8 protein-coding genes are annotated in these 15,039 nt (G+C 72.0%); 6 read left to right on the forward strand and 2 right to left on the reverse strand.

The genetic code is table 11. The features are described from left to right. Positions 1–590: 590 nt before the first annotated feature. The 6 genes from sbnA to sbnB are packed head-to-tail and all read left to right on the forward strand — an operon-like array spanning position 591 to position 13,455. A complete protein-coding gene (sbnA, locus tag ACSU6Z_RS28330; protein WP_437049919.1) occupies positions 591–1,655 on the forward strand; it encodes a 2,3-diaminopropionate biosynthesis protein SbnA in 1,065 nt (354 codons plus the stop codon). Next, a complete protein-coding gene (locus ACSU6Z_RS28335; protein ID WP_437049921.1) occupies positions 1,655–4,768 on the forward strand; it encodes an amino acid adenylation domain-containing protein in 3,114 nt (1,037 codons plus the stop codon). The genes sbnA and ACSU6Z_RS28335 overlap by 1 nt, the downstream gene beginning before the upstream one ends. A 10-nt stretch (positions 4,769–4,778) precedes the next feature. Continuing rightward, positions 4,779–11,267 carry an amino acid adenylation domain-containing protein gene (locus ACSU6Z_RS28340; RefSeq protein ID WP_437049922.1) on the forward strand — a complete coding sequence of 2,163 codons (6,489 nt, stop codon included), beginning with the start codon at positions 4,779–4,781 and terminating at the stop codon, positions 11,265–11,267. Between the two features lie 13 nt (positions 11,268–11,280). Then, positions 11,281–11,589, forward strand: a complete 309-nt coding sequence (locus tag ACSU6Z_RS28345; RefSeq protein WP_437050523.1) for an AzlD domain-containing protein — start codon at positions 11,281–11,283, stop codon at positions 11,587–11,589. An 11-nt stretch (positions 11,590–11,600) separates the two neighbouring features. Continuing rightward, on the forward strand, positions 11,601–12,377 hold the full coding sequence (locus tag ACSU6Z_RS28350) for an AzlC family ABC transporter permease (RefSeq protein WP_437049924.1): 777 nt from the start codon (positions 11,601–11,603) through the stop codon (positions 12,375–12,377). 52 nt (positions 12,378–12,429) lie between these two features. Then, positions 12,430–13,455, forward strand: a complete 1,026-nt coding sequence (sbnB, locus tag ACSU6Z_RS28355) for a 2,3-diaminopropionate biosynthesis protein SbnB (RefSeq protein WP_437049926.1) — start codon at positions 12,430–12,432, stop codon at positions 13,453–13,455. Positions 13,456–13,617: 162 nt separating this feature from the next. On the opposite strand, the gene ACSU6Z_RS28360 is transcribed toward sbnB, so the two are convergent. Beyond that, on the reverse strand, positions 13,618–14,538 hold the full coding sequence (locus ACSU6Z_RS28360; RefSeq protein ID WP_437049927.1) for a hypothetical protein: 921 nt from the start codon (positions 14,536–14,538) through the stop codon (positions 13,618–13,620). Next, complete coding sequence (locus ACSU6Z_RS28365; RefSeq protein ID WP_437049929.1) at positions 14,535–14,915, reverse strand: hypothetical protein; 381 nt, start codon at positions 14,913–14,915, stop codon at positions 14,535–14,537. Before ACSU6Z_RS28365 ends, ACSU6Z_RS28360 begins: the two co-directional genes overlap by 4 nt. Positions 14,916–15,039: the final 124 nt, after the last annotated feature.

The raw sequence follows: 15,039 nt of genomic DNA on the forward strand, positions 1-15,039 counted from the left end.
CCCCGGCCGACGGGGCGCGGCGTCGCCGAACCGGAGGACGGCCCGGCCGCCCGTTCCCGGCGCGAGTGGCGTCGCTTCCGCCGCACCTGCCGCAGGAGCGGGCCCGCCACCGGCCCCGCGACGACCGCGACGGCTGTTCGGCGACCCGAAGGAACCGGTCATTCATGACGCACCGGCGGGGTGCCCGGGGCACCCGGCGCCCGGTGAGGCGGCATCCGCGGGACGGGGGTCGGGCCGCTTCCGGACTCCCGCGGCCGTCCCTTGCGTTCACAAGGGACGGCACCGCCCACCGTGTCGGCGCGGATGCGCACGGTAGCGGATCGGTCCCGGTTGATCGCGGCTTACCGGGCCATCCGGGCACTTCGTGAAGTAAGGCCTTATAGGGGCAAGGAGTAAGGCCTTATGGGGGCAGGCTGATCGTAGCTTCCTCTGATTGTTTCAGGCCGTGCGGGTGATTGCCTTGTGTGGTTGTTCGGTTACCGTGCTGTCGTTCCTGCCGCTCGGGCACCGATCGCTCTTTGGGCTGCTGGGCTCGGCCGCGGCCTCTCGGTGGAGGCGGCGTCCGCGGTGCGCAATGCAATTGGAAAGTGATGACCGAGATATTTCATGGAGCACCGGGGCGCAGGACTGCCCGAACCTCCACCGGTTTTCGATTAATCACCTCCCCGTCGGAATACATCCCGGACGATGTCTACCTCGACCTTTCGCAGGTTCTCGGCCGGCGCGTGCACATGAAGTGCGAGGGGCTCAACTTCGCGGGATCCGTGAAAATCAAGGCTGCGACCGAGATGGTCGACGCCGCGGAGCGCTCGGGACTTCTGCGGCCGGGCGGACGCATGGTCGAATCGTCCTCGGGGAGCCTCGGTGTGGCACTCGCCATGATCGCTGCCGGCCGCGGGTACGCCTTCACCTGCGTCACCGACACCCGCTGCAACGAACGCAACCTGCGTCTCATGCGTGTGTACGGGGCCGACGTCGTCGTCATCGAGGCGCCGGATCCCGTGGAGGGGCTGCTCGGCGCCCGTCTGCGGCACGTCGCCGACCTCTGCGCGCGCGAACCGGACGTGCTGTGGCTCAACCAGTACGCGAACGACAGCAACTGGCTCGCGCACTACAAGACCACCGGCCCGTCGATCGCCACGGCTTACCCGGACGCGGAAATGGTGTTCATCGGAGCCGGCACGACCGGCACGCTCACGGGGTGCGCCCGCTATCTCAAGCAGGTCGGGCATCCGGCGAAAATCGTGGCCGTCGACAGTCTGGGGTCCGTGACGTTCGGCGGACCGTCCGGCCCCAGGCACATTCCGGGACTCGGGACGGGGCGGCGCCCGGAAATCGTCGACGAAAGCGTCATCGACGACATCGTCATGGTCCCGGAACTCGAAACCATCCGAATGTGCCGGACCATGGCGGGCCGTGGTTATCTTTTCGGCGGCTCCACCGGGACCGTGCTGGCAGGGATGATGCACCGGATTTCCGCCGAACGAGCCGATATGCCGGTGGTCGCCATCTCCCCGGATTTCGGTGAACGCTACCTGGATTCCATCTACGACGACGACTGGGTCAGGGACCGGTTCGATCCGGGCGGCGGCGCGGGACGGATCACCCGCCGCCGGCCGGCGGCACCGGCGGCGGACGGCCTGGGGGGCATCTGATGGCTGAGCAGCACCACCTCATCGGGTTGTTCGAGGAGCAGGCACAGCGGTCGCCGGACAGGACGGCGGTCGTCTTCGGCGACGACCGGCTGACCTACCGGGAACTGCGCGAGGAGGCCCGGCGCGTGGCCAGGCGGCTGCGCGGCCTGGGCGTCGGCCCCGAGACACTCGTCGCCATGGCATTCCCGCGCTCCGCGGACGCCGTGGTGTGCATGCTGGGCATCGTCCTGGCCGGCGGCGCCTACCTCCCCGTCAATCCGGACTTCCCCGCCGAGCGGCTCAACCGCATGCTCAGTGACGCGCGGACACCGCTGGTGGTGTGCGCGCCCGAGGCCGGCGATGCCGTGCGCCGGGCCCTGCCGGAGGGCACCGCCCTGCGCACGTTCCCCGAACTGATCGCGGACGACACCGGGCCGGCGGACGGCGGACTGCCTCGGGCCGTCCCCGCGGACGCGCTCGCCTACGTGATGTACACCTCCGGCAGCACCGGTCACCCCAAGGGGGTCATGGTGGAGCACCGGAGCGTGGCGCGCCTCGTGAGGGACACGGACTACTTCGGGTTCTCCCAGGACGAGCGCTTCCTGCTGACCGGAGCGCTGGAGTTCGACGCCTCGACCTTCGAGATCTGGGGCGCGCTCCTGAACGGGGCCGTCCTGCACATCGTCGAACAGGAGGTCCTGGTCGTCCCGCAGCGTCTGAAGCGGGCGCTCAGGAAGGCGGGAACCACCGTCCTGTGGCTGACCGCGCCGCTGTTCCACCAGCTCGTCGACGAGGACGTCTCGCTGTTCGAGGGCCTCGGTACGCTCCTCGTCGGAGGCGACACCCTCTCCTGCCCCCATGTGAACCGGGTGCTCCGGGCATGCCCCGGCCTGCGGCTGCTCAACTGCTACGGACCCACCGAGAACACCACCTTCACCACCGTCTTCCCCGTCGACCGCGCCTACGAGTCGGCCGTTCCCATCGGCCGTCCGATCACCGGGACCACCATCCGCGTCCTCGACAGCGACCTTCGGCCGGTGCCGGCCGGCCAGATCGGCGAGCTGTTCGCCGGCGGGCTCGGGCTGGCGCGCGGCTACCTGCACAACCCCGAGGCGACGGCACGCGGTTTCCTCACGCTCGACGGCGAGCGCTACTACCGCACCGGCGATCTGGTCAGCGCGGACTCCACGGGCGTGCTGTCGTTCCACGGCCGTACCGACGACCAGGTGAAGATCCGCGGCCACCGGGTCGAGGTGAAGGAGGTCAACAGCGCCCTCCTGGACGTCCCGGGCGTACGTGACGCGCACACCGTCGTCCACGACCCGGGAACGGGCAAGCGGCTGATCGGCTACGCCGTCACGGACGGGACGTGCGACGCGGACGGCGTGCTGGAGGAGTTGAGGCGCCGTCTGCCCGCCTACATGTGCCCGGAGCGGATCGTGCGGGTCCCCCGGCTGCCGCTCAACGCCAACGGCAAGGTGGACACCGCCCGGCTTCCCGCCCCGGTCGTCTCCGCACCTGCCCGTTCCCGGCAGTTGAGCCCCGAGGAGGAGGAACTGGCTCGTCTCTGGTCGGAGGTGCTGCACCGCGGGGCCGAACTGATCGGCCCGGACAGCGACTTCTTCGACCTGGGCGGAACATCCATCACCGCCGGAGCCCTCATCGGCAGGATCGGGCGCGTTCTGGGCGGATCCCTGAGCTTCCAGGAGCTCTTCGCCGCGCGCACGTTGCGTCGTATGGCGCGCGCCGTGAAGCGCGGTGAGGCTCAGGCCTTCGTCCCCATCCCCGCGGCGCCGCCCGGTGGCGACCTGCCGCTGCATCCTCAGCAGCGCGGCCTCTACGCCCTGTGGCAGGCCGACGAGGAGTCGCTCGCGTACAACATCCCGGCGCGTCTGGACGTGAGCGGGCACCTGGAACCCGAGAGGCTGCGGACCGCCCTGCGGAACCTGACGGGGCACCACGACGCCCTGCGCACCCGGTTCGTGACCGAGGGGGATGCCCACGGCCTTCCACGGGTGCGGCAGGTCGTCCGGAGCGCGGTGAACGTGCCGCTCGACGTCCTGCCCCGGTCCGAGGTGCCCACCGACGAGGACGTGGTGGCCCGGTTCGTCCGTCCCTTCGACCTCGGGACCGGCCCTCTGCTGCGGGCTCTGCTCGTGCGGGGGGAGGGCCGCGACGACCGGCTCTATCTGGACGTCCACCACATCGTCTTCGACGGGGTGTCGCTCGCGCTGCTGGTCGACGAGCTCTTCGACCTGTACGCCGGCGTCCCGCCCGAGGAACCGGCCTCCACCTACGCCGCGGCCGGCCGGTGGCTGGCCCGGGAACTGGAGTCGGGCCGTTTCGAGCGGGACGGCGCGTACTGGCTGGAGCGGTTCCGGGACCTCCCGCCGCCCCTCGGCCTGCCCACGGACCACCCCCGGCCCGCCATCCGCAGCTCCCGGGGCGCCGTCGTACGCCGCGAGCTGGGGACGGCGTGCCGGGACGAGGTCCGCCGGTGCGCCGCCACCCACTCGGTCACCGACTTCTCCGTCCTGCTGATCTCCTACGCCGCCGTCCTGGCACGTCTGAGCGGGCAGCGCGACCTCGTCGTCGGGTGTCCCATGAGCGGCCGGGTACATCCCGACCTGGACCGCGTGATCGGCATGTTCGTCAACACGGTGGCACTGCGCCTGCGGATCGACGACACCACGACACTGAGCGACCTGCTGGTCCAGGCCGGCCGGGAGCACCGCGACGCGCTCACCCACCAGGTCTACCCGTTCGACCGGTTGGTCGAGAAGGTGGCGCCCCGGCGGGATCTGAGCCGAAACGCCCTCTTCGACGCCTTCTTCGCATTGCAGAACATCGACTTCCACACCTTCCGCAAGCACGGGCGCCGCGTCACGGTCTCGCTGCTGCACCCGGGCACCAGCCGCTTCGACCTCAATCTCCAGGCGTATCAACGCCCCGAGGGCCTGCGGCTCGAACTCGAGTACTCCACCGCCCTGTTCACGCGGCAATCCGCTGAATCACTGCTCGAGCAGACCGTGGCCACCCTCGACGAGGTGTTGCACCACCCCGGCCGCTCCGTCTTCCCGCCCGCGCCCTCGACGGCCCCGCCCACCGCGCCCGCCGCCGACTTCGCCTTCTAGGAACCTCCCCATGAGCAACGTCATCGCACTTCAGCAGGTGCTGCGCGCCCACCCCGAGCAGGCCGAGTACTGGCGGGCACAGCGGCGTGCCTGGGCCGAACCGACCGTCCTGGTCAGGGACCACCTGCGCAGACATCCCGCCGGCGGCTGCGACGCCCGGGCCGAGATCCCCGCCGTGGCGGTCGCGGCAGCCGACAGGCTCACCAGCGGTGACCCGATGCTGCGGCGCGTCCTGGCCGGTGCGGTGCTCGCGCTGCTGGCCGCCCGGGCCACCGACCGGCGGGACGTCACCGTCTTCCTGCCGGTCGCCGATACGACGGTGCCGGTCTCGGTGCCGGTCCCGGCCGATCAGACCGGCCGCGACCTCCTCACCGCGCTGCGGGCGCGCTACCTGGAGGCCACCGAGCACCTCGACATCCCGGTGCAGGCGTTCCTGCGGCACGAGGGGCAGCAGCCCAGCGACCTGATGCTGACGCTGGACTCCCGGCTCACGCCGGACGACGCCGAACAGGCGGGCTGCCCCGTGCTGTTCGACGTGCGGGCCGACGCCGTCGTCGTCCACGGCGACCCCCGGCTGTTCAACGCCGCCACCGCCCAGCGGCTCGCCGACACGTACGCCGAGCTGTACGCCGCGCTGCTCGCCGACCCCAACGCCTCCCTTGCCGTGCAACTCGCGGCCAATGCCGCGGAACTCGCCGCGATCACGGGCGAGTTCAACGACACCGACGCGCCGTTCCCCGATACGCGGACGCTGCACGGCTTCCTGGAGGAGCGGGCGGCGGACACCCCGGAGGCGACCGCCGTCGCCGACGACGGCATGACCTACGGCCGGCTGAACGCGGCCGCCAACCGCCTCGCCCGTGTACTGCGCGACCGCGGTGTCCGGGCCGGCACCGTGGTGGGCGTGTGCGTACCGCGCTCGCCCCACATGCTGGTCGCGATCTACGCCGTGCTCAAGGCCGGCGGCGCCTACCTGCCGATCGACCCCACCCTGCCGCGCAACCGCGTCGACTACATCCTCGAACACAGCGGCACCCCCCTGGTCGTGACCGCTGAGGAGACCCGCGAGGTCGTCACCGGCCGCGAGAGCGTCGATGTGACGGCCGCGTACGACAGCCTCGTCGACCCCGGCGACCTCGAACCGCTCAGCGGCCCCGACGACCTGGCGTACGTCATCTACACGTCCGGCTCCACCGGCAGGCCCAAGGGCGTCATGGTCGAACACCGCGCCATCGTGAACCGCCTCTGGTGGATGCAGCGGGCCTATCCGCTGAGCGGCGACGACGTCATCCTGCACAAGACGCCCTTCACCTTCGACGTCTCCGTGTGGGAGATCTTCTGGTGGTCCATCGCGGGGGCGTCCGTGGTCACCCTGCCCAACGGGGAGGAGAAGAACCCGGAGCGGATCGCGGAACGCATCGCCTCGGCCGGTGTGACCACGCTGCACTTCGTGCCCCCCATGCTCAACGCCTTCCTCCAGTACGTCTCGGCGACCGGCGCCGAGGACCGGTTGGGCAGCGTGCGCCGGGTCTTCGCCAGCGGTGAGGCGCTCGCCGTCGCGCACGCCGAGCTGTTCCGGGAGGTCATCGGCGGCCACGCGCGGCTGGTGAACCTGTACGGCCCCACCGAGGCCGCCGTCGACGTCACCCACCAGCCGTGCGGCAACGTGGACAGCACCCGGTCGATTCCCATCGGGCGTCCCATCGACAACATCCGCCTGTACATCCGTACGCGCGAGGGGGCACTCGCCCCGCCGGGAACCCCGGGCGAGCTGTGCATCGCCGGAGCGGGCCTCGCGCGCGGCTACCTCAACGCCCCCGAGCTGACCGAGGAGCGTTTCCTCCCCAACCCGTTCGAGCCGGCCGGCCGCGTCTACCGCACGGGTGACCTCGCGCGCTGGCTGCCCGACGGGACGATCGAGTACCTCGGCCGCATCGACACCCAGGTCAAGGTCCGCGGGTACCGCATCGAGCTGGGTGAGGTCGAGCATGTGGCGGGCGCCTGCCCCGGCGTCACCGACTGCGCCGTGACCGCTGTGGAGGACGCCTCCGGGGAGCGGGCGCTGGCCGCCTACGTGGTGACCGGAGCCGGTTTCGACACCGATGTGCTGCACCGGCACCTCGCCGCGGAACTGCCGTCCTACATGGTTCCGCGGTACGTCGTCGAGATCGACGTCATCCCGACCAGCCACAACGGCAAGCGCGACCTCAAGGCGCTGCCGCGGCCCGCCGGCACGGGCACCGCCGGCTCGGACGGCGCGGCCCCCGCCGTGGCGCCGAGCACCCCCACCGAGCAGGCGCTCGCCGCGATCTGGGCCGAGGTCCTCGGCGTGGAGGAGGTCGGCGTCCACGACAACTTCTTCGCGCTCGGCGGCGACTCGATCAAGTTCATCGCCGTCCTGGCCCGCGCTCGCGCCGCCGGCCTGCGGTTCTCCTTCCAGGCGCTCTTCGCCCACCCGACGGTGAGCGAACTCGCCGGCGTCGTCGGGACCGGCGCGCCCGCCGGGACCGGACGCGACACCCCTGCCCCCGTCGAACCGTTCGCGCTGCTCGGCGAGGCCGACCGCCGGGCCCTGCCGGGGGACGCCGACGACGCCTACCCCATGTCCCGGCTCCAGGTCGGCCTGATCTACGAGGCGGCCCGCAGCGATGCCGAGGGCCTCTACCACGACATCCTCAGCTACCGCATCGGCGAACGGGTCGATGTCGGCCTGTTCGAGCGGGCCGTCGCGCACGTCGCGCGGCGCCACGCGGTGTTCCGCACCTCGTTCCACCTGCACGGGTTCAGCGAGCCGATCCAGGTGGTGCACGCCGAGGCGCCCACCCCGCTGACCGTGCACGACCTGCGAGGGCTGCCCGCCGCCGAGCAGCAGGCAGCCCTCGAGGCCTTCTCGCGGCAGGAGCTGCGCGCCGGTTTCGTCCACGGCACCGCCGACCTGGTCCGCGTCCACCTGCACCTGCTGGGGCCCGAGGAGTTCCAGTACTCGCTCAGCTACCACGACGCCGCTCTCGACGGCTGGAGCGTCAACACCATCCACCGCGACCTGTTCACCGCCTACTTCGCCCTGCTCGACGGCCGTGAGCCCGAGGTCCCCGCCTACGAGGTGGCCTACCGGGACTTCATCGCCCTGGAGCGGCAGGCGCTGGACTCCGCCGAGCACCGCGCCTTCTGGCTGGAGCTGATGGCGGACGCGCAGAGCACGCAGCTGCCGCGCCACCGGGCCGAGGCCCGGCGGGCCGATGACCTTCCCGAGGTCGTCATCCACGATGTCGGCCTGCCGGTGGAGCTCTCCGCGCGGCTGATCGAGCGGGCTCACCGGCTGCGGATCCCGGTCAAGTCGCTGCTGCTCGCCGCGCACACGGCGGTGCTCGGCTTCGTGGCGGGCACGAACGACGTACTGACCGGTTACGAGCACTCGGGGCGCCCGGAGGCGGAGGGCGGCGAGAACGTCCCCGGCCTGTTCCTCAACACCGTGCCCTTCCGGCTGCGGCTGCCGGACGACGGCACCTGGGCCGACCTGGCGCGCTCGGTGTACGAGGCGGAGAGCGACATGCTGCCGCACCGCCGCTTCCCGATGGCGGAGATCAAGCGCGCGGTCGGCAGCCGGGACACGCTCTTCGAGACGGTGTTCAACTTCACCCACTTCCACGTGCTGAAGAGCCTGGGGGAGCGGGACGGTTTCGCCCTGGTCCGCTCGGTGGTCAACGCCCAGACGGAGTTCCCCTTCCGCGCGGAGTTCTCCCAGGACGCCGTGTCCGACGAGGTGCTGCTCAGCATCCACTACCACCCGGCCGCGTTCGACGCGGCCCAGGTGGCCCGCATGGGCACCTACTACACCCGGGCCCTCACCCTGCTGGCGACGGAGCCCGACCAGCCGCTCGGCGCGACCTCGTTGATCGGCGCCGAGGAGCAGGCGGCCCTGCGGGAGTTCAACGGCGGGCCCCGGATGCGGCTGCCCGGCGGCACCTTCGTCGACGTGTTCGCCGCGTCGGTCCGGCGCAACCCCGGCGCCATCGCCGTACGGCACGGCGAGCAGCGCCTCACATACGCCGAACTGGACGAGGAGTCGGACCGGTTCAGCGCCTTCCTCGCCGGGCGGGGCGTGCGGCCCGGCGACGTGGTGACGACCATGTTGCCGCGTGGCACGGCCTGGGCGGTGACCGTCCTCGCCCTGCTGAAGAGCGGCGCCGTGTACCTGCCCCAGGACCGCGCCTACCCCGCCGACCGCGTCGCCTCCGTACTCCGCCGCAGCCGCTGCCGCCACATCGTCGCGGCCGAGGAGGACGTGGCCGGGCTGCGGAGCGCGCTGGACGAGCGGCTGGACGGTGTGGAGGTCCTCGCCTACGAGCAGGCCGCCCCGGTCGCTCCGGTCGCGCCCCCCACCCGTCCGGGACCGGACGACGTCGCGTACATCATCTTCACCTCCGGCTCCACCGGTGAGCCCAAGGGCGCGACGATCCGCCACTCGGGCATGCTCAACCACCTGCTGGCCAAGGAGATCGACCTCAAGCTCGGCGCGGCCGACCGGGTCGCGCAGATCGCCACCCAGTGCTTCGACATCTCGGTGTGGCAGCTGCTGGTCGCCTGGATGTGCGGGGGCAGCACCGTGATCTACGGGCAGGACGAGATCGTGGAGGCGGGCGCGTTCCTCACGGCCCTGCGCGACGACCGCATCACCATCCTCGAGGTCGTGCCCTCCTACCTGGACGCGCTGCTCACCGAGGTCGAGCAGCGCCCGGCCCACCTGCCCGACCTGCGGTTCAACATGGTGACGGGCGAGCCTTTGCCGCCCGCCCTGACACGCCGCTGGTTCGCCCACTACGACGTGCCGCTCGTCAACGCCTACGGCCCCACCGAGGCGTCCGACGACGTCACGCACCACGTGATCGAGTGCCCCGTGGAAGGCAGCCGGACCCCCGTCGGCCGGCCGGTCATCAACACCGGCATCCATGTCGTCGGCCCCGACGACTCGCCACGTCCGATCGGCAGTTACGGTGAGATCTGCGTGACCGGCGCGGGCGTGGGGCTCGGCTACGTCAACGACGCCGAGCGCACCGCCGCGGTCTTCGTCGCCAACACCCTCGACGACCGGTCGCAGGTCATGTACCGCACCGGTGACGTGGGGCGCTGGCTGCCCGACGGCAGCCTGGACTGCGCCGGCCGCGTCGACCACCAGGTGAAGGTGCGCGGCCACCGCATCGAACTGTCCGAGATCGACAGCGCGCTGGAGCGGTTGCCCGGAGTGGACGGCGCGGTCACGCTGGCCCGGGAACTGAACGGCGAGAAGCGGCTCGTGACGTTCTACTGCGGCACTGCGGAACCGGACCTGCCCGCGTTCCACGCCCGGCTGTCGGCTTCGCTGCCCGCCTACATGCACCCCGAGGTCCTGGTGCGCATGACGGAGTTCCCGCTCACCGGCAACGGCAAGGTCGACCGCAAGGCCCTGGCCCGCCACGAGCCGGCCGCCTCCGACCGCACCGACGCGGTGCCTCCGGCGGACGAGCACGAGCGGCTGGTGCGGGACCTGTTCGCCGGGGTGCTGGGCCGGGATCCACGAACCGTCGGCGTCACCGACAACTTCTTCGAGATCGGCGGTCACTCACTGGCCGCGATGAAGGCCGCCGTCGCCTCCGAGGGCCGGATCTCGTTGCGGGACCTGCTGACCCACCCCACGGCGCGGCATCTGGCCCGGGTGCTCGTGCGGCGGACCGGCGCCCGGCGCGACCTCCTGGTCGACCTCACCGCGGCCGCGGGCGGCGAGTGCGCCCGGCCGCAGGCGACCGTGGTGTGTGTTCCCTTCGCGGGGGGCAGCGCGGTCAGCTACGTCGCCCTCGCGAGGGAACTGGCCCGGGCCGGGGCGCCGGTCCGGGTGCTCGGCGTGGAGCTTCCCGCGCGCACCAGGCGGGACGGTCTCGCTCCCGTCCCGGTGGAGCGGCTCGCCGAGCAACTCGCCGAGGAGATCCGGCGCTCGGCGGGCTCCCCCGTCACGCTCCTGGGCCACTGCGCCGGCTCGGCTCTCGGCCTGGCCACCGTGCCCCGGCTGCGCGAGCACGGAGTGGACGTGCGAGGACTGCTCGTGGTCGCCAAGCTGCTCAAGTCCGTGGACCCCGCCGCGCACGCCTCGAACGAGGTGGTCGACATGTCCGACGAGGAGATCCTGGACTGGCTGGTGGACAACACCGGTCTGCAGGACATCGCCGGGCTCGGGGCGGGGGAGCGGGCGGATCTGGCCCGCGCCTTCCAGTACGACACGGCGCAGGCGACGCGCGCCTTCCACCAGGCCCTGAGCACGCTGCCCGCCGGCCGCCTCGACTGCCCGCTCACCGTGCTGCTGGCCGAGGACGATCCGCTGGCGCGGGGCCACGAGGAGACGGCGCGCAACTGGGAGCTGTTCAGCGACGCCGTTCGCGTCGAGGTCAGCGCCGACGGCGGCCACTACCTCAACGCCACGTGCCCCGAGCGGATCGCCGCGGTCCTGCGCGCCGACCTGGGGCTGTGACGCCGTGACGACGATGACCATCGTGCTCATGGGCGCCGTGACGTTCGCCCTGCGGTTCTGCTTCTTCGGCCCGCTCAAGCCGGAACGGATGCCCGGCGGTGTCGAACGGGCCCTGCCCTATGTGATGCCCGCCGTCCTGATGGCGATCATCGTGCCTTCCGTGCTCCTCGCCCCGGCACCGGGCGACGGTCCCGGCTGGCTCTCGCCCTACCTGGTGGGAGCGGTGACCGGTTTCGCCGTCGGTGTCTTCAAGAAAGAGAACTTCTTCCTGGTGTTCGCCTCCGCCGTCGCCTCGTTCGCCCTGGCCAAGGTCCTGCTGTGACGGAGCCCTCGATGAGTACACCCCCGGTCTCCGCCGGGCCGCCGAGCCGCGGGCGGGAGATCCGCACCGGGCTCCGCGACGCGGTCCCCCTGGCGCTCGGCGCCCTGCCCTTCGGGCTGCTGTTCGGCGCTGTCGCACAGCAGGCGGACCTCGGCCTGTTCGACACCGTACTGATGAGCGCCCTCGTCAACGGCGGCTCCGCCCAGATGATCGCCACGGGTCTCATGTCGTCCGGCACGGCGTGGTTCCTCACCGTCGCGACCTGCCTGGTCGTGAACATGCGGCACGTGTTCTACTCGGCCGCCCTGTCGGCGAAGGTCCGGCACCTGCCGGTGCTGTGGCGGGCCGTACTGGCCTACGGCATGATCGACGCGATCTACGTCCTGGCCGCCAAACGGTACGAGGACGCCACCGACGACCGGCGCGGCCAGCAGCACTGGTACGTCCTGGCCGCATCGGCCCTGATGTACGGCGGCTGGCTCTCCAGCACGCTGGTCGGCTACGCCTTCGGCAAGGACGTCACGCGGATCGACGGCCTGGGACTCGACTTCGCGATCTACGCCACGTACATCGGCCTGGTCGTCTCCTGCTTCACCAGCAAGCGCGCGGTGGTGGCCGGCCTGCTGGGCGGCGCGCTGGCGCTGGCCCTGCACCGGCTGCCGTACCAGAGCGGCCTGTTCTGCGCCACGCTGGCGGTGACCGTCGCCATGGCGCTGTGGGAGAGCCGGGTACGGGCCGAGGACGGCGCGCCGAAGAGCCCGGAGCGGGAGCCGACCGCGAACGGCTGACCCCGCCTCCTTCCACCCCCGCAGTTTCCGTCCGTCTCCAGGAGTTACCGCCTTGTCCAGCGCCCCTCAGTTCTCCGTCGTCAGCGGAGCCACCGTCCACGACGTCCTCGACGGCCGTGAGCAGGACCTCGTCGACCTCGTCGCCCGGGCCTACACGGCCCACGGCCGGCAGCAGACCGTCAACCCGCCCAGCTACTTCCTTCGCTTCCCCGACCGGCCGGACTCCCGCATCATCGCCCTTCCCGCCTCCCTGGGCGCGGAGTTCGGGGTGGACGGCATCAAGTGGATCTCCAGCTTCCCGGCCAACATCACCTCCGGTCTGCCCCGGGCCTCGGCCGTCCTGATCCTCAACGACCACGACACCGGCTACCCGTTCGCGTGCCTGGAGAGCTCCATCATCAGCGCCACGCGCACCGCGGCCTCCGCCGCCCTGGCCGCGGACCGGCTGCACACCGGCAGGGAGCGCCCGCGCCACGTCACCTTCATCGGCACCGGGTTGATCGCCCGTTACATCCACCGGTACCTGTCCGGCACGGGCTGGGACTTCGACACCGTCAGCGTCTACGACCACGCCCCGCAGTACGCCCGCAGCTTCGCCGACCACGTCTCCGGCACCGGACACAGCGGCACCGTCAAGGTGCTGGACGACGCCGAGACCGCCGTCCGCTCCTCCGACCTGGTCGTCTTCGCCACCACGGCGGGTGAACCCCACATCCACGAGGTGGAGTGGTTCGCGCACAACCCGACGGTCCTGCACATCTCGTTGCGGGACCTCTCGCCGGAGATCATCCTGGCCTCCACCAACATCGTGGACGACGTCGAGCACTGCCTGAAGGCGCAGACCTCGCCCCACCTGGCCGAGCAGGCCACGGGGGACCGGTCGTTCATCGACGGCACCCTCTACGACGTCATGGAGGACAAGGTCGAGATCCCCGCCGACCGTCCGGTGGTCTTCTCGCCGTTCGGGCTCGGCGTGCTCGACCTGGCCGTGGGCGCGCACGTCTACAGCGAAGCGACCCGCCGTGGCCTGGTGACACCCGTCCCCGACTTCTTCCACGACCTGAGCCGCTACGCATGACCGCCCCGGCCCCGCGCGGCGGGGTCCGGCGCGACGCTGCCCGACTCCGTGCGGCCGGGCCGGCGCGGTAGCCGCCCCCTCGCCGCCGCCCCGCGGGCCGGGCCCCGAGGCGGCGGCGCCGGCCGGCCCGGAGCGAGCCCGTATCGGAGTGCGAACCCGGCCCTACGCGGCTTGCGTCCCCTTCCGCAGCACCCGTGTGAGGCGCTCCCCGAGCGCCCGGTCGACGCTCCCCTCGCACTCGATGCCCAGCGCGGCCGCCAAGTCGCGCATGTGGAGGTCGGCCAGGGCCTCGGTGAGTTCGGCGAAGGCGTCCGCGGCCGCGCGTCCGCGCCGCACGCCCGAGGCGATGGCGACGACCCCGACCAGTGCCGCCGGCCACCACCAGAGCGCCAGCACCAGATAGCCCACGCCCCAGGCGCAAAGGCGCGCCGCCGCGGTCAGCCTGAGCCGCGCCGCCTGCAGTTCGGCACGCGTGCCGTCGGCGGCCAGGAGCCACAGATGCGGCCAGGCGACCGCCAGCTCCAACCCGTGGGAGTGCCACAGCCGTTGTCCGGGTGCGGAGAGGCGGTCGCCCATGGCGAAGGGGTGGCGGGGCGGTGCCGGGGCGATGCGGTCGCGGTCGGCGTGACGGCGCTCGGCGATGTCGACGAGCCGGTCGGCGTCGTCCGTGCCCTCGATCCGGGCCCGGCCCGCGACCACCAGCGCGGTACGGAAGGCCGTGTCGGCCGCGCGCCAGCGGCGCAGCCGCCGGTCGGCGAGGTACCGCAGCAGTGGCCCGTGCGGCTCCGCGCACCAGAGCAGTTCGACGCCCGCGCCGAGGGACTGGGCGGCCGCGCCGGTCACCGCGGCGCCGGCCAGCACGCCCAGCGCCACCAGGACGACGGTGCCGGCACGGTCGGTCGAGGGGGAGGCGGCGAGCATGTCGACCCAGGCGCGCAGCCGTTCGAGGTCGGACCAGTGTTCGTGGCCGAGGACCGCGGCCGTGGCGAGCACGGTGAGGAAGAGCAACCCCGGCAGGGCCAGCAGTGCCAGCCACCGTTCGGCGATCCGGCCGCTCAGCGCGCTGAGGAAGGCGCTGGTCACCGGAGGGGGACCGTGCGCAGCGGCTGGTCGAAGACCCGGCAGCCGGGGTGCGGGGCATCGTCGCGGGGTGCCTCCACGCGCCCGCAGTGGCCCCGCGGGCACGCCAGCACGAACAACGCCGGTCGGGCCGCCCCGGCGACGGGGAGCCGCTGGTAGCCGGGCCCGGGCTGCGGTGGTGTGGTGCGGTAGGAGCCCAGGCCGGCGCTGTGCCCGGCCGCGAGCAACTCCTCCTCCAACTCGTCGAACACGTCGTCGAGTTCCTCGGGGGCCCGTCCGATACGCAGTTCGGAGATGATGGTCTCGACCAACCGCAGTCCCCGCTCGCCGAGGTCCAGTGCCGCGGACGCGTCCGTCAGCCGTCGGCAGAGTTCCCCCAACCGGGCGTGTCCGCGTCGTGGTCCGCTTCGCCCACCGGTCTCGGTCTCCACCGTTCCCCCTCGGATGCCGGATGCCGGATACCTGATGCCTGATGCCGGTCGGCCGCGATTGTACGCCGGTGGC

Origin of the sequence: Streptomyces sp. enrichment culture (assembly GCF_964273145.1) — a bacterium.
Taxonomy (GTDB): domain Bacteria; phylum Actinomycetota; class Actinomycetes; order Streptomycetales; family Streptomycetaceae; genus Streptomyces.